Source organism: Aeromonas sp. A35_P, from assembly GCF_002259925.1.
Classification (GTDB): domain Bacteria; phylum Pseudomonadota; class Gammaproteobacteria; order Enterobacterales; family Aeromonadaceae; genus Aeromonas; species Aeromonas dhakensis.
The window spans coordinates 1-20245 of the sequence record NZ_NEVB01000241.1 but is presented as its reverse complement, the minus strand read 5'-3'; the positions used below and the strand labels follow the sequence as shown (position 1 = coordinate 20245).

The window sequence follows — 20245 nt, the reverse complement described above, 5'->3', positions numbered from 1 at the left end:
GGCGCGGGTCACCGAGTGCAGCAGGGGGGCCAGCTCGCACGGCTCGGGGGCGAGGGTCAGCTGGCCCGCTTCGATGCTGGAGATGTCCAGTACGTCGCCGATGAGATCGAGCAGGCCGTTGGCGGATTCGGAGGCGATGCGCAGCTGCTCGCCGGTGTGGGGGGCGAGGGCGGGATCCTGGCTCGCCAGCTCCAGCATGCCGAGAATGGCGTTCATGGGGGTGCGGATCTCGTGGCTCATGGTGGCCAGAAAGTCGCTCTTTGCCCGGCTGGCGCGGTCGGCCTGCTCCTTGGCGCGGCGCAGCGCCTCCTCCATGGTCTTGCGCTCGGTGATGTCGATCCAGCCGTTGATCACCCCGCTGATGGCGCCGCGGTAGTCAAAGTAGGGCACCATCCAGTGGTAGACGAACTGGCGCGGGCCGCGCTGGCTGAAGATGCGATCCGACAGTATGGGGCTGCCGCTTCGCAGCACCTGCTGGAAATCCTGCTCCAGGGCGGCGATGGCTTCGGGGTTGAGCAGCCCCCGCAATCCTTCGGTGAACGAGGTGCCGAGTACCCGCTCGATGGGGGCGTTGAGGGTGGCCAGGTACTTGCTGTTGCAGAGGATCACCTTGCCACTCTTGTCACGCACCACTATGGGATGGGGCAGGCTCTCGCCGAGCGCCTCGATGAAGCGCACATGCTCCTCCAGCTGGCGGCGGGAGGCCTGCTCCGAGCGGGCCAGCCGGTTGAGCATGCGGTTGCGGTAAAACAGCAGCAGGGCGACGACCAGCAGCCCCGCCAGCAGCAGGTAGAAGTAGGGGGCGTTGCGCTCCATGAAGGTGGGGGCCGGCAGTTTGCGGTTGCGCCACTGGTAACTCATCATCGCCAGCTCGTTGGGGGCGATGGAGAGGATGGTCTTGTCGAGGATCTCCATCAGCATCCGGTTGCCGGGCAGGCCGGCAAAGCCCATCCGGATGGGCTGGTTGTCGGCGGGGCCGGCGATGCGGATCTGGTTGAGCCGGCCCCCCTCCACCGCGTGCTGGGCAAAGTAGAGCGGCACGATGGCGGCATCGAGACGCCCGTCGTCCACCGCTTCCATCGCCTCGTCGGCGCTCTCCATGAAACTGACCTGGCTGCGGGTAAGCCCTCTGGCGATGGGGTTGTAGGCGGTACTGCCCACCCGCTTGCCGGCCAGTTGTGCCAGATCGCCGCGCAGGGAATCCCCCTTGCGGGCCACCAATACATAGATGTCGTCGGTGGCATAGGGCAGGGAGGGACGCAGCCGATAGCTCTCGGCCACCAGGCGGGAGATGGCGCCGATGAGATCCAGATCCCCCCTGAGCATGGCCTCGTTGCGGGCCTGCTCCGAGCCGTAACTGACGAACTCGAAGCGCAGGCCGGAGCGTTTGCTGATCTTCTCCAGCATCTCCACCGCCATGCCGGTGAGCTGGTTGTCGTAGTCGCGCACTCCGTAGGGGTAGAGGTCGTCCATCAGCCACACCTTCACCGGGCCGGCGCTGGCGAGCCAGGCGCGCTCCTCGCGGCTGTAGAGATCGGCGGGGCGCTCGATGATGTCGCGGATGGGGCCGTTCCACTGGTTGAAGATGAGGCTGCGGGTGACGTCGCTCACCCCGGCCAGGGTCTGGTCGAGCAGGGCCAGCAGCAGGCAGAACAGCAACAGGGGTCGGATCAGGTTCATTGCCAGATTGTGCCCCTCCCGCCGGTCGGATGGTGATCGAAAGCGGCGATTTTACCTAAGTGCGGCGCACAATGAACCTTTAATCAGCAGTTTGTCAGTGCAAACGCGACGGCAAAGGGCTCATGCAGCATCGCCATCGGCGGCGACTCTGGCCCGGCCGGCCTCTTTGGCCCGGTAGAGCTGGCGGTCGGCCGCTTCCAGCAGCTGTTGCGGCGTGCCGGTCTGGGTGGGGATGGCACAGACCACGCCAAGGGAGATTGTCACCACCCTGGCCACCTCGGAGGCGAGGTGCTCGATGGCCAGCTCGCGCACGGCGCTGCACATGCTGTCGGCGAGATGGACGGCGCTGGCGAGAGGGGTGTTGGGCAGCACGCAGGCAAACTCCTCACCGCCGTAGCGGGCCACCAGGTCGTGCGGCCTGCCCAGCCGCTCGGCCAGCACGGCGGCGATGGCCTGCAGACAGTGATCGCCAGCCTGATGGCCATACCGGTCGTTGTAGCGCTTGAAGTAATCGACATCGAGCATGATGAGGGAGAGGGGGGTGTTGTCCCGGCAACCCTGGCGCCACTGCCGCATCAGCTCATCATCGAACTGGCGCCGGTTCGGTATGCCGGTGAGGCCGTCGAGCATGGCCAGGTTACGCAGCAAGTCCCCCTGCAGCTTGAGGGTGATGTGGGTCTTCACCCTGGCCCTGACGATGTTGGGGCTGATGGGTTTGCTGATGAAATCCACCGCGCCGAGGGCCAGGCCATACTCTTCGTCAGTCTCTTCCTGCTGGGCCGTGATGAAGATGACGGGAATGCCCTGGGTGTCGGGATCCGCCTTGAGTTGCTGGCAGACCTCGTGGCCGCTCATGCCATCCATGATGACGTCCAGCAAGACAAGGTCGGGCAGCAGGCTGCGGCAGAGGGTGAGAGCCTGCTCCCCGCTGGTCGCCATGAAAATCTCGCACTCTTCGCGAAAGAGCTGGTGCAGCAGTCTGATGTTGATCGCCTGATCATCGACGATCAGCAGTTTGGGGCGACGGTTGGTGGGCAGGTTCCAGGGGACCATCTTGGGCTCCATTACTGGTTGACGCATAGGGATTTCCCCAACTTGAGGGCGGCGCCGAACTCCAGATTCTCGATCAGGCCGGCAAACTGGTGAAAAGAGGCGTGCAACTGCGGCGGTGTCTTGGGTGCCAGGGCTTCGGTCAGCTCGACCGCCTCCAGATTGCCATCCTCCAGCAGCGCCAGAATGCGCTGCATGGCCTCCCGCCATTCGGCGAGGGGCAAGGCATCATCGGCCGGTTGCGCGGTGGCGTCGGGGGGCGAGGCGAAGGTCTTCTCGAGGCTCTCCAGGCTGAGGCGCGCCGTCTCCTGCAACCGCTGCAGCCAGCCGGCGTCAGCCAGCAGCGCAGCGGCCTGCTGCTGGTCGGCGTGGAGCAGAGCCTGCTCCTGCGCCTTGGCCAGGGTGGCCAGCTGGCTGGCCCCCATGGTGCTGGCGCTGCCCTTGATCGCGTGCAGTATGCTGCAGGCCTCCTTGAGCTGGCCAGCGGCGATGGCCTGGTTCAATGCCTCCAGCTGTTCTGCCATGTCGGGGCCGAACAGGCTCAGGATCCGTTGCAGCAGTTCGATATCGTTGTCAAAACGCTGGCGTATGACGGATTCGGCCTCCAGCAGGGCTTCGCTGGCAGCAGGGGGTTGGGCAAGGGCTGGCTGGTCAGCCTTGCCAAGCTGGGCCAGCAGGGTGGAGACCAGCTGTTCGAGGGCAATGGGCTTGCCCACATGCTCATTCATGCCAGCAGCCAGGCAGAGCTGGCGATCCGCTTCCGAGGCATTGGCGGTCATGGCGATGATGGGCAGGTTGGCAAACTGTGGGTGGGCCCGGATCTGGCGGGTGGCCTCCAGCCCGTCAATATCCGGCATCTGCATGTCGATCAGCACGGCATCAAACGAGGGAGATTGCTGCAATACCATGGCCACCCCGTCCCGCCCGCATTCGGCCAACTGTACCCTGGCCCCTTCGCAGTTCAGCAACTCGAAGGCAACCTGGCGGTTGAGCACGTTGTCCTCCACCACCAGCAGAGTGAGACCACTCAGGCGGCGGGTGTGCTGGGAAGGGAGAGCGGGCGCGACGTCCTGGCCATGGAGGGCCTGATAGATGGCCTCTGCCAGCTGCTTGGGAGTCACGGGTTTGGTCAGCAGGCTGACGAAGGGGGTGGCGCCCGACTGGTGCGACTCGGTGAACACCTCGTGGCCGTAGGCGGTGACCATGATGATCCTGGGGGCGCTCTCTTGCCCGGCTTGCTGCCGGACCTGGGCGGCGGCGCTCAGCCCATCCATGTCCGGCATTCTCCAGTCCATCAGCACTATGTCGAAGGGGCGGCCCCGGGCACGGGCCTCGTCGACCCGGCGGACGGCCTCTGTTCCCGAATGGACCAGTTCGGCCTGCCAGCCAAGCAGCAGCAGGGTGCGTTGCAACAGATCCGCTGCCATCTCGCTGTCGTCGGCCACCAGAATGTAGGGGGGCGGCGCCATGTCCGGGCAGGCCTCCTTGAGAGATTGGGGCTCGGCCTGTGCCAGGGTGATGTCGAACCAGAAGCGGCTGCCATGCCCCAGCTCACTCTCGACCAGCAGCTCTCCCCCCATCAGCTTGATCAGGCGTTTGCAGATCACCAGCCCCAGCCCGGAGCCGCCGAAGCGACGGGTGGTGGAGGTTTCGGCCTGGGTGAAGCTCTCGAAGATGCGATCCAGCTGGTGGGCGCTGATGCCGATGCCGCTGTCGGTGACGGCCACGCGGATGGTGACCGTCTGCTCATGGCGGGCCAGCAGCGCTACCTTGATCACCACCTGGCCCTTGATGGTGAACTTGAGGGCATTGCCTGCCAGGTTGGTGAGCACCTGCTGCAGTCGCATGCTGTCACCGATCAGGTGATTGGGCAGGCGGGGGTCGATATCGAACATGACCTCGATCTCTTTCTGGCGCTGGTTGCCGTCCAGTACGATGGCCAGGTCCCGCATCAGCAACTCGATGTCAAAGGGGTGCAGATCGAGTTGCAGCTTGCTGGCCTCGATCTTCGAGTAGTCAAGAATGTCGTTCAGCAAGCCCAGCAGGGAGTTGGCCGCCGAGTGCGCCTTGACCACGTAGTCGAGCTGGCGGGCGGTGAGCTCGGTGTACTGGATCAGCTGCAACATGCCGAGCACGGCGTTGAGGGGGGTGCGGATCTCGTGGCTCATGTTGGCGAGGAAAGAGGACTTGGTCTGGCTGGCGGCATCTGCCTGCTCCTTGGCATAGAGCAGGCGGGACTCCAGCTCGGTCTGGGCAGTAATGTCCCGGTTGAAACCGATGACGCGCAGCGCCTGACCGCTGCTGTCCCGCTCCACCCTGGCCCCGGCCTGGATAACCCGGTGATCGCCGTTGTCCTGCATCACCCGAAAGACAGGGTCGTAGATGCCGATGCCGGCCACGGCGCGGTTCAGGCTGGTGGTGGTGGCTGCCAGATCGTCCGGGTGCACCCGGTTTGCCCAGTGCTGGTAGTTGAGCCCCTCTTCCCTGAGCGTCAGCGGCAGATCGTAGAGCTCGAACATGCGGTTGTTCCAGCTCAGGGCATTGCTGCCGAGATCCCATGACCAGATCCCCAGTTCGGCCACATCGGCCGCCATCTGCAACTGATCGCGGGTCGACAGGATCTCGTTGCGCTGGGCCAGCTGCTGGGTCAGGTCGGTGATGATGCAGACGAACATGCGGGAGCCGGCCGCCTGCATCCGGCCGATCGACATCTGCAACGGGAACTCGCTGCCATCGCGCCGCCGCCCGATAAACTCCCTCTCCATCAGGGCGGCCAGCTGGCTGTCGCTGAGGGCGCCGAGGGGGAGTTCACCCAGTTCATGCTCATCGGTGCTGTGCAACAGGGTCTGCACCTGTTGGCCCTGGATCTCGCCAGCCTGATAACCGAAGGCGGTCTGACCGGCCGGATTGAGGGACTGAATGCGGCCGTCAGGATCCATGGTCATGATGGGATTGACGGCGGTGTCCAGGATGGCGCGGGTGATCTCGAGACTCTCGGCCAGCCTCTTTTCGGCCGCCTTGCTGTCGGTGATGTCCAGGCCGATGCCAAGGTAGCCCTGACTGCGCCCCTGTTCATCACGGATGGCGGTGATCACCAGGGTGACGGGGAAGCGGCTGCCATCCTTGCGCACATAGGTCCACTCCCGGCTCTCCGCCCCCTCCCGTTCCGGTTTGTAGACGAACACCTGGAAGCCGCTGATCTCCTCACCGTACTGGGCGCTGAGCTCGACGCTGCGGGCCTGCATCTCGTCGCGGGTGTGGAAGATGCCGGGGGTCTCCTTGCCGACCACCTCGGTGGCGCTGTATCCCAGCAATTGCTCGGCCCCCTCGTTGAACAGGGTGATGGTGCCCTCCAGATCGGCCGCTATGATGGAGATTGCCGAGGCGGAGCGCAGGACGTTGCTCAATAACACGTTGATCTTGCTCAGCTCAGCCGTGCGTTCTGCCACCTGATGTTCCAGATTGGCGTTGAGCTCCAGGATCTTGGCCTCTGCCTGTTTCTGGGCCGTGATGTCCCGGAGGGTCTCGGAGGTGCCGACCAGCTTGCCCTGATGGTCATAGATGGGGGCGATGGAGATGGAGAGATCCAGCAGATGGCCGTCTCTGTGGCGACGCCGGGCGGAGAAGCTCGGGATCCGGACGCCCTGCCTGAGGTCGGCGAGCAGGGCTTTCTCGTTGGCGCTGTCGTGATCCGTCTGAAACAGCTCGCTGTCGGTGCGGGTCAGGGCCTCGGCGGCCGGGTAACCGAACAGATCTTCGGCCCCCTTGTTCCAGCTTACGATGACGCCGTTCAGGGTCTTGGCGATGATGCCGTCACTGGCGCCGGCCACGATGGCGGCCAGCCTGGCCTGTTCCTCAATAATCTGCAGGCGCTGATGCTGCCCCTGGGCCCGCATGCGTTCGAGCAGGGTGAGCAGCAGGGTGAAGAGGCCGCCGGTGAACAGCACCACATAGGGGGAGGTCTGGTTGAGCTGCGCCACGAACAGGGGATGGGCGTCGAGCTTGATCTGCCAGTGGCGACCATAAATTTCCCGTTCGGCGGTCCTGGTCATGATGATGTGGTGCGGATTGGACGACCCATGATCGATGGCACTGGTGTAGAAGGGCTGGACATGTTGGGGGTCGGTCACATCGATCAGTCTGATGTGAAACGCCGGGCTCTCCAGATGCAGGGCGTCCAGCAACTCTTCCATCAGCAGGGGGGCATAGCTCCAGCCAAACCCGGCTTTTTCCCGCTCCTCGGGAGTCGCTGGGGTGGTCACGGTGCGGTAGATGGGCAACAGCATCAGAAAGGATTGCCTTGGCTTGCCCGTGGTCTGCACCAGGGTAATGGGGGGGGTCAGCCGTACCTCGCCGCTGCGAATGGCAGCGAGGGCCGCCTCACGGCGTGAGGGCTCAGAGGCGATATCCAGCCCGATGGCCGCCTTGTTGCGGGATACCGGCTCGATAAACTGGATGATGAAATGTTCACCCCGATAGGGCGAGAGCAGCTGAAGGGTGAAACCTGGCCGCCCATCTTGTCGGGCGCGCAGGATGAAGTCCTCGAGTTCGGCATCCTTCACTCGCCTGATGAAGCCAAAACCGCGGGCACCGGGGAATTCACTGTCCACATCCCTGGTCAGGCTGTAACGAACGAAGTCCTCGTTGTTGAAGGCATGTTCGCCGGCGGTCAGGATGGCACCACGTATTCCTCTGAGACCGTATTGATACAGCTCGAGCCGGCTCTTGACGGTATCGGCGACCCGTTCCGTGGTGGCCGTGATGCTGGCTTGCGCCTGCTTTTCATTGCTGTAATGGAGGAGGAGGGCGCCGAGCAGGGAGAGCAGCAAGCCGATGAGCAATATCAGACATGTATTTCTGTTCATCCTGAAAAAAGGGGGGTGATTGCTCACGTTGAAGCCTCCCTGCCTCGCTGATGGCGTAGAACACACCCGATGTGACGATTCTGCCGTTTTGGCCAGAGTAGCGTTAATGCATTGAAAGTAAACCCTGATATCCCGCAATCAAAACACAGAGCGCAAATGACGGCGCTCTGTGTTGGTTCAACGTGGTATCAAATGGGTTTCAACATAACTTAGCACTGATCGCAGCCACTTGTATCCGATTCTCCTGTTTGTTGCCCTGGCTTGAACGATCCTGCCGTCATGCAAAGCGGTAGGAGCCCATGTAGAGGCTGCCGCCATCCCAGCTGTCGTGCAGCTTGACGGGCTTGTCCTGGCCGGCGGCGCCAAGCGCCACGAACAGCGGGCGCAGGTGATCGTCGTGGGGGTGGGATTCCACTGCCCCCGGCGCGCGGGCGCGGTAATCTTCCAGCGCCGCTCTGTCACCCTCGGCCATGGTCAGCTCCAGCCAGTCGACGAAGCTGCGGGCCCAGCCCGGCACCGGCGAGTTTTCCGGCCCCAGCGCCCGCAGGTTGTGGGTGATGGCACCGGAGGCCAGGATGCCGATCCCCTGGGCACGCAGTTGCTGCAGCGCCTCCCCCAGTTGCCACAGCTGGCCGGGATGGAGAGCTGCACCAGCGGGACAGTGCTGGCGGGATCCATCAGCGAGAGCGGCGACCAGACCCCGTGATCCAGCTCGCGGCGCACCGGCTCGGCGGGCAGGCCCGCCAGCAGCAGCTGATCGCTCACCGCCTCCTGCAGCCAGAGCGGGCTGCTGGCCGGCCAGCGGATGTGGTAGAGCGGCTCGGGGAAGCCGTAGAAGTCGTACATCAAGGCCGGGTTGGGCTCGACGTTGATCTGCAGCTCGCTGCGGGTAAACCAGTGGGCCGAGATGACCACCAGCCCCTTGAGATCGCCAAGGCGCAGATTTTTGAGGAAATGGGTCGCCGGCTGGTCGCGCAGAACCAGATCCGGGGCGCCATGGGAGATGAACCAGACGGGGGCGATAGACATGACAGACTCCATATGCGTTGTACCGGTGCGAGGCGCACCAGAAAACCCTGGGTCAGGGCGACATGCCGCTGACGATATGGTCATTATCTGTCCCGAAATCTGAGTTAACAATCCGGCTTGATGAATAAGCACTGTTCACTACTGGTTGATAGTGATGGTAGGAAGGAGGAGAGATCACCAATAACAAGGCCGGCGCAGTGGCCGGCCATGGGGAAGTTGACGGGGTTACTGAATACCCAGCAGCTCCACGTCGAAGATCAAAACGGATCCCGGCGGTATCTTGCCGGCGGCGCGATCGCCGTAGGCAAGGTTGGCGGGGATGTAGAAGCGGGTCTTCTCCCCTTCCACCATCAGCTGTACCCCTTCGGTCCAGCCCTTGATCACCTGGTTGAGGCCGAACTCGATGGGCTCGCTGCGGGCGACCGAGCTGTCGAAGACGGTGCCGTCCAGCAGCTTGCCCTCGTAGTGCACCTTCACCTTGCTGGTGGCGGTGGGGTGAACGGTGCCGCTGCCCGGGGTCAGTACTTCATACTGCAGGCCGGAGGCGGTGGTGGTCACCAGGGGTTTTTCCTTGTTGGCGGCGAGGAACTCGGCCCCCTTGCGCACATTCTCTTCCGCCAGCTTCCTGTTGTTGCTGCTCGAGTAGAAGTAGTAGGCGACGCCGGCAACCAGCAGCGCGATCAGAACGAGTTTCATCGGGTATCCCTATGTCGTGAAATGCCGGGAGGGCAGTGAGTGCGGCATCTTATCCCAGCCGGGGCGCCAGGGCGAGCCGGGGCGGGGCAGGATGTGACCGGGCGGGCAAATGAGCAGGGGGAGGCGACTGGCGCCTCCCCCTCGTCGTCAGGGCGGTCGTTACTTGGCGGCCACCATCATCAGGGCGGGCAGGGCGAAGAAGAGGCCCGCCACGTAGCCGAGCGCCAGCAGCTTGTTCTCGCTGCCGACCCGGGCCAGCCCCTCGGCCGCCTTGACCGGCAGCTCGCGCAGGAAAGGCACCCCGTAGATGAGCACCACGGCGAACAGGTTGAACAGCACGTGCACCAGGGCGATGGTCAGCGCCAGCTTGGCTCCGGCACCGCTGATGGCGGTGGCGGCCAGCAGGGCGGTGATGGTGGTGCCGATATTGGCGCCCAGAGTGAAGGGGTAGAGCTGACGGGTGCTGAACACGCCGCCGCCGGCCAGCGGGATCATCAGGCTGGTGGTGGTGGAAGAGGACTGCACCATCACGGTAACCAGGGTGCCGGAGGCGATGCCGGTCAGCGGGCCGCGGCCCAGCGCCTTGTGCAGCACCTCTTTGGCACGGCCGACCAGCACTCGTTGCAGCACCTTGCCGAGCCAGGTGACGCAGCCGAGGATCAGCAGGATGCCGATGACGATGGTGGCGATGGCCGGCCCTTTGCCCGGCAGGAAGGCGACCAGATCGTCGATGAAGTTGAGGGCCGGGGAGATGAGGGGCTTCATGAAATCCATCCCCTTCATCGACATGTCGGCGGAGCCTACCAGCAGGGTGGCCAGCGCCTCGGCACTCTTTTGCAGCAGACCGAACATCAGCTCAAGCGGCAGGAAGATGAACACTGCCAGCAGGTTGAAGAAGTCATGCACGGTGGCGGCGGCAAAGGCGCGGCGAAACTCGCCCCGGTCCCGGATGTGGCCGAGGGAGACGATGGTGTTGGTGATGGTGGTGCCGAGGTTGGCGCCCATCACCATGGGAATGGCCATGCCGATGGGCAGGCCGCCGGCCACCAGACCGACGATGACCGAGGTGACCGTGCTGGAGGATTGCACCAGGGCGGTGGCCAGGATGCCGAGCAGCAGGGCGACGAAGGGGTTGTTGGCGAAGGCGAAGATCTGGGCCGCGCCCTCGGCGCCGCCGGAGAAGCCCTTGAAGCCGTGGGAGACGGCGCCGACGGCAACCAGGATCAGGTAGATCAGGGTGATCACAGCGAGCCAGTTGAACAGTGGGCCAGTACGACGGGTCTGCTGTTGTGCAAAAGATGGGGTGCTGTGCATGAAGCCTCTTGGGACAGTCTGCTTGAAAATGGACGGGCGCATTACAGCAGGGCTTCATGACAGAAATATGACAAAGTGACACTTTTGTGATGATTTGATGACATGGCCGGATGGGGAAGATGGGACAGAAGGTGTCGGATTGGGCCGGGATCTCGCCCCGTTTGGCTGCGAATGTGTCTGGCGGCTTGCAGCCGGGGCAGAGGGCGTTATGCTGCGGCCTTCCTTATCTCAACCAACGTGGTGTTGTTATGCGTGCATGGGTGTTGTGTCTGTCCCTGGGTCTGCTGTCTGTCGGTGCCCAGGCGAGCGTGTTGAAATCCGAGTGCAACCTCGACAAGGCAATTAAGAACGAGGCGCTCAATGCGACTCTGGGGGTCAAGGGCCGCTGTGATACCGACAAGCTGGTGCGCCAGCAGAAAGAGAAGGCCGGGGCCGAAGTGAAGAAGCACACCACGGATGTGCTGGAGCAGAAGAGCTCCGGCCTCAAGGAGGGCAAGAGCCAGCTGCAGGGGACCCAGCAGAAGGTCAATCAGGCCGGCCAGCAGCTCAAGCAGACCCAGCAGGATATGAAGGCGGTGGCCAAGGATCCGCTCAAGGCGGCCGCCACCGCGGTGATCAACCAGGGCTGAGCCCGGCCGCCGCAGGGCGGTGATCAGATGAGGTGCAAGAAGAAGGGGAGCCATGGCTCCCCTTCTGCTTGGTTGGCGCTGGCCGCTTACTGCGAGTCGGCCGCCTCTTCGTACTGACGGAAGGGGATGCGGAACACCGCGAGGCGCAGGAACAGGTAGGTGACGCCGAGGCCGGCCCAGATCAGGCCCAGCTCCAGCGAGCTCTGCTCCAGGTTGATCCAGAGCGCGCCTATGGTGGCGGCGCCCAGCAGCGGCAGCAGCAGGAACAGCAGGTGCTCCTTGAGGCTCTTGTTGCGCTTCTCGCGCACCCAGAACTGGCCGATGACCGACAGGTTGACGAAGGTGAAGGCCACCAGGGCACCGAAGTTCACCAGCGCCAGCGCCATGTCCAGATCGAACGACACCGCGGAGAGGGCCAGGGCACCCACCATCAGCACGTTGATGGCCGGGGTGCGGTATTTCGGGTGGATGTAGCCGAATACCCGCTCCGGGATCATGCGATCGCGCCCCATCACGTAGAGGATGCGCGACACGCCGGCGTGGGCGGCCATGCCGGAGGCCAGCACGGCGACCGTGGTGCACACCAGCACCACGCTCTGGAACAGGGTGCCGCCGACGTAGAGGGCAATCTCCGGCAGCACGGCGTCCGGCTCCTTGAAGCGGGCCAGATCCGGGAAGTAGAGCTGCAGGAAGTAGGAGACGGTCACGAAGATGATGCCGCCGATCAGCGCAGTCAGCACGATGGCGCGCGGGATCACCTTGCCGGCGTTCGGGGTCTCTTCGGAGAGCGAGCTCAAGCCGTCGAAGCCCAGGAACGAGAAGCAGAGGATGGTGGCGCCGGTGAACAGCGGCACCATGCCGGCCGACTCGAAGTGGAACGGACGGCTGCTTAGCAGGGTCGCGGCCCCTTCACCCTGATAGATGCCCCAGCCCATCAGGCCGAGGAAGACGGTGATGATGGCCAGCTGGATGAAGACGATGACGCCATTGAAGTTGGCCACCAGGTTGATGCCGCGCAGGTTGAGGAAGGTCATCACGGTCACCAGACCGAAGATGAAGATCCAGGGCTCGACGCCGGGGAACATGGCGGTCAGGTAGATCTTGGCCAGCAGGATGTTGATCATCGGCATGAACATGTAGTCGAGCAGGGATGACCAGCCGACCATGAAGCCGATGTAGGGGTTGAACACCTTCTGGGCGTAGGTATAGGCAGAGCCCGCGGAGGGGAACTTGCGCACCAGGTGGCCGTAGCTGATGGCGGTCAGCAGGATGCCGCCGAGCGCCAGCAGATAGGCGGTGGCAACGCGGCCTTCGGTAATGTCACCGACGATGGCGAAGGTATCGAATACCGCCATGGGTGTGAGGTAAGCCAGACCCATCACCACTACCTGGAAGAGGGTGAGCGTCTTGAGCAGCTTGGCACCGGCCATCACGCTTTCTCCTCTGTGATCGCCAGGGCGGCGAAGGGGGACGGGATCAGGGACGCAGCGCGTCGCTGGACACAGGGGGCGCCGGTCTGTGGCACAGACAAGTGGCGCACGCCGGCGGGGACCGGCAGGAAAGCAATGAAATGCCCCATGTATTTCCTCACAACGTCGGGAGATTGCCTGGCAATCTCGGTATCAATTCCGGTGCAAAGTCCGGCCTCTTGGTGAATGTGGTTTACCCCTTAAAAACGAAGAACCGATGTTGCAAAAAACATCGGCTCTCAGGGGCGGCGTATTGTGCCCTCAGGGGGGGAGGACACAAGCAAAAATGCCCCCATCAGGGGATTTTGTTGACCTGGGTCAGGTCGGGGTTGAGCCCCCGGCTGGCAGCCTGTGCTGACAGGGGGGCGAGCGGAGCCGCTCTGGCGCGAAGGGCACTGTCACGGCGGGTGAACAGGGGTAAAAAAACGCCCGCGAAAGGCGGGCGCAGTAGTCATGAAAAGGGGGCTCAGGAGGCGTCGGTTTCCGGCCGGCGCAGCTGGACCCGGAATACCGTCAGGCGCAGCAGCAGATAGAGGGCGCCGAGAGCGGCCCAGATCAGCCCAAGCTCGAAGGAGGCCGGCTCCAGATTGAGCCAGAGCACGCCGATGCAGGCGGCGCCACACAGGGGCAGCAGCAGGAAGATCAGGTGATCCCGCAGCGTCTTGTTGTGACCGAGCTTGACGTAGAAGTGGGCAATCACCGCCAGATTGACGAAGGTGAAGGCCACCAGGGCGCCGAAGTTGATCAGTGCCAGCGCCATCTCCAGATCGAACGACACCGCCGAGAGGGCCAGGATCCCCACCAGCAGCACGTTCAGCGCCGGGGTCTGCCAGGTCGGGTGGATATAGGCGAAGAAGCGGCTCGGCAGGGCGCGATCCCGTCCCATCACGTAGAGCAGGCGCGACACGCCGGCGTGGGAGGCGAGCCCCGAGGCCAGCACCGCCACCGTGGTGCACACCAGCACCACCGCCTGGAACAGCTTGCCGCCCACATAGAGAGCGATCTCCGGCAGTACCGCATCCGGCTGCTGGAAGCGGGAGATGTCCGGGAAGAACAGCTGCAGGAAGTAGGAGACGGAGATGAACAGCACGCCGCCGATCAGCGCCGTCAGCACGATGGCGCGGGGGATCACCCGATCCGCGTTCGGCGTCTCTTCCGACAGGGTGGTGATGGCGTCAAAGCCGAGGAACGACAGACAGAGGATGGAGGCGCCGGTGAGCAGGGGAGCCACCGCCATCTGATCGGAGAAGAAGGGACGGCTGCTCGCCACCGTGCCGAGCCCCTCGCCATGATAGACACCCCAGGCGATGAGGCCGATGAAGACGGCGATGATGCTGAACTGCATGATGACGATCAGGCTGTTGAAGTTGGCCACCAGCTTGATGCCGCGCAGGTTCAGGAAGGTCATGACGGCGGCCAGCCCCAGGATGTAGGTCCAAGGTTCCACGCTCGGGAACAGGGCCTCCATGTAGATCTTGGCCAGCAGCATGTTGATCATCGGCATGAACATGTAGTCGAGCAGGGAGACCCAGCCCACCATGAAGCCCACGTAAGGGTGGAACACCTTCTGGGCATAGGTGTAGGCGGAGCCTGCCGAGGGAAACTTGCGTACCAGGTGGCCGTAACTCATGGCGGTGAACAGCATGCCGATGAGGGCGAACAGGTAGGCGGTGGGCACATGGCCTTCGGTGATTTCGGTGACGATGCCAAAGGTGTCAAACACCGCCATGGGGGTCAGGTAGGCCAGCCCCATGATGACGACATGCCACAGCTTCAGGCTTTTTTTCAGGCCGACGGGTTGGGCATTCATTGTGCTTTCCCCTCAATCCGGGCCGAAGGGATCAGGCTGACGGCATCAACCTGGGCATTGGGGGCGCCAGCAAGGCGGCGCAGACCGGCGCGGGCCGGCAGGAAAGCAGTGAAATACCCCATGGTGTTCCTCACTAGAGAAGCGGGTGTCGTGAGATGGCAACCCATCTCGCTATCTTTTCCGGTCGGTTCCGGCCTCGTTGTGGATTTGTTTGCCGCAAAAAAAGAACCTGACTCAGCAAGTGGTCGGTCCTTTTACGCGGCGGCGCATTGTGCATTCGTGTTGCCCCCTTGACAAGCATATCAAGGGGGCAAAAACGCATTTTTTTGCACTAATGGGCGAATGCTCTGTTTCAGATCAGGCGTGAGCCGCCTGCAGGGCCTGTTCAAGCAGGGTCAGCCCCTCCTCGATGATGGCCGGCGAGGCTGTCAGCGGTGCCAGGAAACGGATGACGTTGGCCCGCACGCCGCAGGCCAGCAGTACCAGCCCGCGCTTGCCCGCCTCGGCCACCAGTCGCTTGGTGAGGTCGGCATCCGGCTGGTTTGCGTTGCGCTGCTTGACCAGCTCCATGGCCACCATGGCGCCGGGGCCACGGATGTCGCCGATGCAGTCAAAACGCTCGGCCAGCTGTTGCAGGCGCGCCTTGATCTGCTCGCCCTGGGCCTGGGCCTGCTGGTTGAGACGCTCCTCTTCGATCACCTCCAGCACCGCTAGGGCGGCGGCGCAGGCGATGGGGGAGCCGGCGTAGGTGCCACCCAGGCCACCCGGCTTGGCGGCATTCATCACCTCCGCCTTGCCTACCACGGCGGAGAGCGGGAAGCCGCCGGCCAGGCTCTTGGCCAGGGTCATGATGTCCGGCTCGATGCCGCTGTATTCGGTGGCGAAGGTCTTGCCGGTGCGACAGAAACCGCTCTGGATCTCGTCGCAGATGAGCAGGATGCCGTGCTGGTCGCACAGCTGGCGCAGGCGCTGCATGAAGCTGGCGGAGGCGGGGTAGAAGCCCCCTTCACCCTGCACCGGCTCGATGATGATGGCGGCCACCCGGGTCGGTTCGATATCCGAGCTGAAGCAGAGATCCAGCGCGGCCAGCGCATCGGCCTCGCTCACCCCCAGATAGTCGCTCGGGAAGGGCAGATGATAGACCTCGCCCGGGAAGGGGCCGAAGCCGGTCTTGTAGGGCACCACCTTGCCGGTGAGCGCCATCCCCATCATGGTGCGGCCGTGAAAGCCCCCCTTGAAGGCGATGGTGCCGCTACGGCCGGTGTGGGCGCGGGCGATCTTGATGGCGTTCTCTACCGCCTCGGCGCCGGTGGAGAGAAACAGGGTGCGTTTCGGGGTGGGGCCGGGCACCAGGGCATTCAACTTCTCCGCCAGCTCGATATAGCCGGGGTAGGGGGTGACCTGGAAGCAGGTGTGGCTGAACTTCTCCAGCTGCGCACGCACCGCTGCCACCACTTTCGGGTGGTTGTGGCCGGTGTTGAGCACGGCGATGCCGGAGGCAAAGTCGATGTAGCGGTTGCCCTCCACATCCCACAGCTCGGCGTTTTGCGCCCGCTCGATAAACACCGGCAGCAGGGTACCGACGCCGTTGACCACGGCGGCTTCGCGGCGTGCTTGCCACGCCTTGTTTGATGCTGACTGACTCATCTTTCCTCCCTGAGGGGCCGGGGGCCCCTGTCTCAATGTGGCGAGGCCCCCTTGGGAGCACTCACTTCGTCCTTGTGAATTGATATGGCTGCGCCGGCGGGTGGCAGGCCCCTGTTGCAGGCCCGGCCGTCGGCGCAAGATGTGACTGCCTAGCGGATGCCGCCGAAGCAGAGGTATTTGGTCTCGAGGTACTCCTCCAGCCCCTCGGCTGCCCCTTCACGACCCAGGCCCGACTCCTTGATGCCGCCAAAGGGGGCCAATTCGGTCGAGATGATCCCCTCGTTGATGCCGACCATGCCGTATTCGAGCTGCTCGGCCACCCGCCAGACGCGGGCGATGTCGCGGCCATAGAAATAGGCAGCCAGGCCGTAGGGGGTATCGTTGGCCAGGGCGATGGCCTCGGCCTCGGTCTCGAAGCGCACCAGCGGCGCCACCGGGCCGAAGATCTCCTCCTGCAGGATGGGGTTGGTTTTATCCACCTTGCCCAGAATGGTGGGCTGGAAGAAGAGCGGGCCGGCGGGGTGGGCTTCGCCCCCCAGCAGCAGCTCGGCACCGGCGGCGGTGGCCTGTTTGACCAGCTCGGCCACCTTGCTGGCGGCAGCCGGGTTGATGAGCGGGCCTATCTGGGTGCCCTCACCCATACCGTCACCCACCTTGAAGGCCTTGACTGCGGCGGTGAGCTTCTCGGCGAAGGCGTCGTAGATGCCGGCCTGCACCAGGATACGGTTGGCGCAGACGCAGGTCTGGCCGGCGTTGCGGTATTTGGAGGCGAGTGCGCCGGCGATGGCGGCGTCGAGGTCGGCGTCGTCAAACACGATGAAGGGGGCGTTGCCGCCGAGCTCCAGCGACAGCTTCTTCATGGTGTCGGCGCACTGGCGCATCAACAGCTTGCCGATGCGGGTAGAGCCGGTGAAGGAGAGCTTGCGCACCGTCTTGTTGTTGCACAGCTCGTTGCCTACCGCCGCGGCCTGATGGCTGGTGACGATGTTGATGACCCCGGCCGGGATCCCTGCCTGCTCCGCCAGCGCCGCCAGCGCCAGGGCGCAGAGCGGGGTCTCGGCGGCCGGCTTGATGACGATGGTGCAACCGGCGGCCAGCGCCGGGCCCGCCTTGCGGGTGATCATGGCGATGGGGAAGTTCCAGGGGGTGATGGCGGCGACTACCCCCACCGGCTGCTTGATGGTGGCCAGACGGCGGTCGCTGGAGAAGCCCGGAATGGTGCGACCGTAGGCGCGTTTGCCCTCTTCCGCGAACCACTGGATGAAACTGGCGCCATAGGCCACTTCCCCCTTGGCCTCGGCCAGCGGCTTGCCCTGCTCGCAGGTCATGATGCGGGCCAGCTCCTCCTGGTTGGCCATGATGAGCTCGAACCAGGCGTAGAGTTTGCTGCTGCGCTCCTTGGCGGTGAGCGCCGCCCAGCCCGGCTGGGCTGCATGGGCGGCCGCGATGGCGCGGCGGGTGTCGCCCTCGTCCATGTCGGGCACCTGGGTAATGACTTGACCGGTGGCCGGGTTGTGCACTTCGAACCGGCGTCCGCCGCCGGCTTCGCACCAGCGGCCATCTATATAGGCAAGGGATTGGATCAGGGAGAGTGCGGGTTGTGATGCTGACATAGATAGCAAGCCTCGATTGTGGGTCAGGGGGTCGGCTCATCCTGCGCCGCCACCGTATAGAATAATAAGCACAGGAAGACCATAAATTGAGCTGAAATGTTTTTCAAGTGTTAAATATATTTGAGTAAACGGTATCTCGCGTGCTAGAAATGGAGCTGTTGGAGTGATTTTACCGGTTTTTGTGGCGCAGGGTGTGCAAAATAATGAACGGCATGCGCTGTGCAGGATAACAAACAGGCCGGCTGGATTGACTCGCTATTTTAACCGGGGCCTCCAATGGCCCCTATCAGGCACACAGGGAGGTGGCCGAATGCAGCAACCACAGGGCGAGACGCGCTGGCAGTCCATGACCGACAACCCGCTGGCGCAGAATACCCAGGCGCAGAGCATGGGGGAGCGGTTGGCCGCCACTCGCCGCCGGCTGGGGCTCTCTCAGCGGCGGGTGGCCGAGCTGAGCGGGCTGACCCATGGTGCCATCTGCATGATAGAGCAGGACAAGGTGAGCCCGTCGGTGGCCTCTTTGCAAAAGCTGCTCAGCGTCTACGAGCTGCCGCTGTCGCGCTTCTTCGCCGAAGAGGAGGTGGCGAGCACGCCGAGCGTGGTGATCAAGGCTGAGCAGCTGATCGAGCTGGGCAGCCAGGGGGTCTCCATGAAGCTGGTGCACAACGGCAACAACCGCCGCCAGCTCGGCTTCATGCTGGAGACCTACGCCCCCGGCACCGACACCGGTGGCCAGGTCACCCATCTGGGGGAGGAGGTGGGTACCGTGCTGGAGGGGTCGGTGATCCTGACGGTGGCGGGTCAGGCCTATCAGCTCAGTGCCGGGGACAGCTACGTGATCGACACGGGCGAGCCCCACAGTTTCAGCAATCCGTCGGGGCAGGTGTGCCGCATCGTCAGCGCCCACACCCCGGCCAACTTCTAGTGTCGAGACATCGTCTCGTTTGGGAAAAGAACTTGTAAGGAAACAGGGATCATGACCGAACATGTAAACAGTTACTACGCTGCCAGTGCAAACCAACACGCACCCTATCCGACGCTGACCGAACAGCTGGAGTGCGACGTCTGCGTCATCGGGGCCGGCTACACCGGTCTCTCCAGTGCGCTGCACCTGGTGGAAAAGGGCTATTCGGTGGTGGTGCTGGAGGCGGCCCGGGTGGGTTTTGGCGCCAGCGGTCGCAACGGCGGCCAGATCGTCAACTCCTACAGTCGCGACATCGACACCATAGAAGCGAACTGCCCGCCGGAACAGGCCAGGCTGCTCGGTTCCATGCTGTTTGAGGGGGGCCAGATCATCCGCGAGCGGATCAAGCGCTACAACATCCAGTGTGATCTGCAGGAGGGCGGGGTGTTCGCCGCCGAGACCGAGAAGCAGTTGCACGAGCTCAAGGCGCAATATGAGCGCTGGCAGAAGTGGGGCAATGACAAGCTGGAGCTGCTCGATGCCGACGGCGTGCGCGAGGTGGTAGCGAGCGATCGCTACGTCGGCGCCCTGCTCGACAAGAGCGGTGGCCACATCCACCCCCTCAACCTGGCGCTGGGGGAGGCGGAGGCCATCCGCTTGCAGGGTGGCAAGATCTTCGAGCAGTCTGCCGTCACCAGCATCACGCCGGGTCAGCCTGCCCTGGTCAAGACCGCCAAGGGGGCGGTCAAGGCGCGCTACGTGGTGGTGGCCGGCAACGCCTACCTCGGCAACCTGGTGCCCGAGCTCGCCGGCAAGAGCATGCCCTGCGGCACCCAGGTGATCGCCACCGAGGTGCTGGGAGAGGAGCGGGCCCGCTCGCTGTTGCCGCAAAACTACTGTCTGGAAGATTGCAACTACCTGCTCGACTACTACCGCACCTCCGGCGATCACCGGCTGATCTATGGCGGTGGCGTGGTCTATGGGGCGCGGGATCCGGCGGACATCGAGCGGCTGATCATTCCCAAGATGCTCAAGACCTTCCCCCAGCTGGCGGACGTCAAGGTGGAGTACACCTGGACCGGCAACTTCCTGCTCACCCTGTCGCGGCTGCCGCAGTTTGGCCGCATCGGCCACAACATCTATTACATGCAGGGCTACAGCGGCCATGGCGTCACCTGTACCCATCTGGCGGGCAAGCTGCTCTCCGAGGTGTTGAGCGGCCAGGCGGAGCGCTTCGATGCGTTCGCCAAGCTGCCGCACTACCCCTTCCCGGGTGGCCGCCTGTTCCGTATTCCCTTCACCGCCGCCGGCGCCGCTTGGTACACCCTGCGCGATCGGCTGGGGGTGTGAGTCAGCGTTGCGCCGAGTCTGATCACCATGAAAAAAGAAACACCGCCAGCTGGCGGTGTTTCTTTTTTACCTGATTACCCATGACCCTCAGCCAGCTTCAAGAGCCGATATGGCATCGGAGGGCTTGCCACGACTGCATGCCCCAATTCAACCAACATGCCTTTGAGGTCAAAACGCTGCTTAAACCGG

14 protein-coding genes and 2 pseudogenes are annotated in these 20245 nt (G+C 63.8%); 3 read left to right on the top strand and 13 right to left on the bottom strand.

The genetic code is table 11. The annotated features are described in order from the left end of the window. From CAK78_RS19620 to CAK78_RS19595, 6 genes and pseudogenes are all read right to left on the bottom strand, one after another. Window positions 1-1674 (bottom strand): histidine kinase dimerization/phospho-acceptor domain-containing protein (locus tag CAK78_RS19620; RefSeq protein ID WP_254924835.1); only part of this gene is annotated, 1674 nt, incomplete at its 3' end. 126 nt (window positions 1675-1800) lie between these two features. Continuing rightward, window positions 1801-2733 (bottom strand): diguanylate cyclase, encoded by a 933-nt coding sequence (locus CAK78_RS19615; protein ID WP_094698384.1) that lies wholly within the window; start codon window positions 2731-2733, stop codon window positions 1801-1803. Between the two features lie 11 nt (window positions 2734-2744). Then, the gene (locus tag CAK78_RS19610) at window positions 2745-7595 is read right to left on the bottom strand and encodes a PAS domain S-box protein (RefSeq protein WP_441296595.1); all 4851 of its coding nucleotides are present in this window, start codon (window positions 7593-7595) and stop codon (window positions 2745-2747) included. Between the two features lie 277 nt (window positions 7596-7872). After that, window positions 7873-8624, bottom strand: a pseudogene (locus CAK78_RS19605) (DODA-type extradiol aromatic ring-opening family dioxygenase). A 225-nt stretch (window positions 8625-8849) separates the two neighbouring features. Continuing rightward, complete coding sequence (locus CAK78_RS19600) at window positions 8850-9320, bottom strand: FKBP-type peptidyl-prolyl cis-trans isomerase (protein ID WP_094698382.1); 471 nt, start codon at window positions 9318-9320, stop codon at window positions 8850-8852. A gap of 159 nt (window positions 9321-9479) precedes the next feature. Next, entirely contained in the window at window positions 9480-10634 is a 1155-nt protein-coding gene (locus CAK78_RS19595) for a sodium dependent phosphate pump (RefSeq protein WP_010633351.1), read from the bottom strand. Between the two features lie 248 nt (window positions 10635-10882). On the opposite strand from CAK78_RS19595, the gene CAK78_RS19590 reads away from it, so the two are divergent. Next, a complete protein-coding gene (locus tag CAK78_RS19590; RefSeq protein WP_094698380.1) occupies window positions 10883-11263 on the top strand; it encodes a hypothetical protein in 381 nt (126 codons plus the stop codon). Window positions 11264-11349: 86 nt separating this feature from the next. On the opposite strand, the gene CAK78_RS19585 is transcribed toward CAK78_RS19590, so the two are convergent. The 6 genes from CAK78_RS19585 to CAK78_RS19570 all read right to left on the bottom strand — a co-directional run bounded on the left by CAK78_RS19585 (window position 11350) and on the right by CAK78_RS19570 (window position 17802). Beyond that, window positions 11350-12693 carry an APC family permease gene (locus CAK78_RS19585; RefSeq protein WP_005303054.1) on the bottom strand — a complete coding sequence of 448 codons (1344 nt, stop codon included), beginning with the start codon at window positions 12691-12693 and terminating at the stop codon, window positions 11350-11352. After that, complete coding sequence (locus CAK78_RS22915; RefSeq protein ID WP_017765716.1) at window positions 12693-12842, bottom strand: hypothetical protein; 150 nt, start codon at window positions 12840-12842, stop codon at window positions 12693-12695. The genes CAK78_RS19585 and CAK78_RS22915 overlap by 1 nt, the downstream gene beginning before the upstream one ends. Before the next feature lie 356 nt (window positions 12843-13198). After that, a complete protein-coding gene (locus CAK78_RS19580; protein WP_005303048.1) occupies window positions 13199-14542 on the bottom strand; it encodes an APC family permease in 1344 nt (447 codons plus the stop codon). Further along, window positions 14539-14664, bottom strand: coding sequence for a hypothetical protein (locus tag CAK78_RS23235; RefSeq protein ID WP_254924832.1), 126 nt, complete (start codon window positions 14662-14664; stop codon window positions 14539-14541). Before CAK78_RS23235 ends, CAK78_RS19580 begins: the two co-directional genes overlap by 4 nt. Before the next feature lie 235 nt (window positions 14665-14899). After that, window positions 14900-16189 (bottom strand): 4-aminobutyrate--2-oxoglutarate transaminase, encoded by a 1290-nt coding sequence (gene gabT / locus CAK78_RS19575; protein WP_094698379.1) that lies wholly within the window; start codon window positions 16187-16189, stop codon window positions 14900-14902. A 149-nt stretch (window positions 16190-16338) separates the two neighbouring features. Beyond that, entirely contained in the window at window positions 16339-17802 is a 1464-nt protein-coding gene (locus tag CAK78_RS19570; protein WP_094698378.1) for an NAD-dependent succinate-semialdehyde dehydrogenase, read from the bottom strand. Between the two features lie 310 nt (window positions 17803-18112). On the opposite strand from CAK78_RS19570, the gene puuR reads away from it, so the two are divergent. Further along, window positions 18113-18727: an HTH-type transcriptional regulator PuuR gene (gene puuR / locus CAK78_RS19565; protein ID WP_094698377.1), complete on the top strand. Its 615-nt coding sequence runs from the start codon at window positions 18113-18115 to the stop codon at window positions 18725-18727. Between the two features lie 51 nt (window positions 18728-18778). Then, window positions 18779-20056, top strand: a complete 1278-nt coding sequence (locus CAK78_RS19560; RefSeq protein ID WP_017765711.1) for an NAD(P)/FAD-dependent oxidoreductase — start codon at window positions 18779-18781, stop codon at window positions 20054-20056. A 74-nt stretch (window positions 20057-20130) separates the two neighbouring features. On the opposite strand, the pseudogene CAK78_RS19555 reads toward CAK78_RS19560, so the two are convergent. Further along, a pseudogene (locus tag CAK78_RS19555) lies at window positions 20131-20245 on the bottom strand (IS1595 family transposase); the annotation flags it as partial.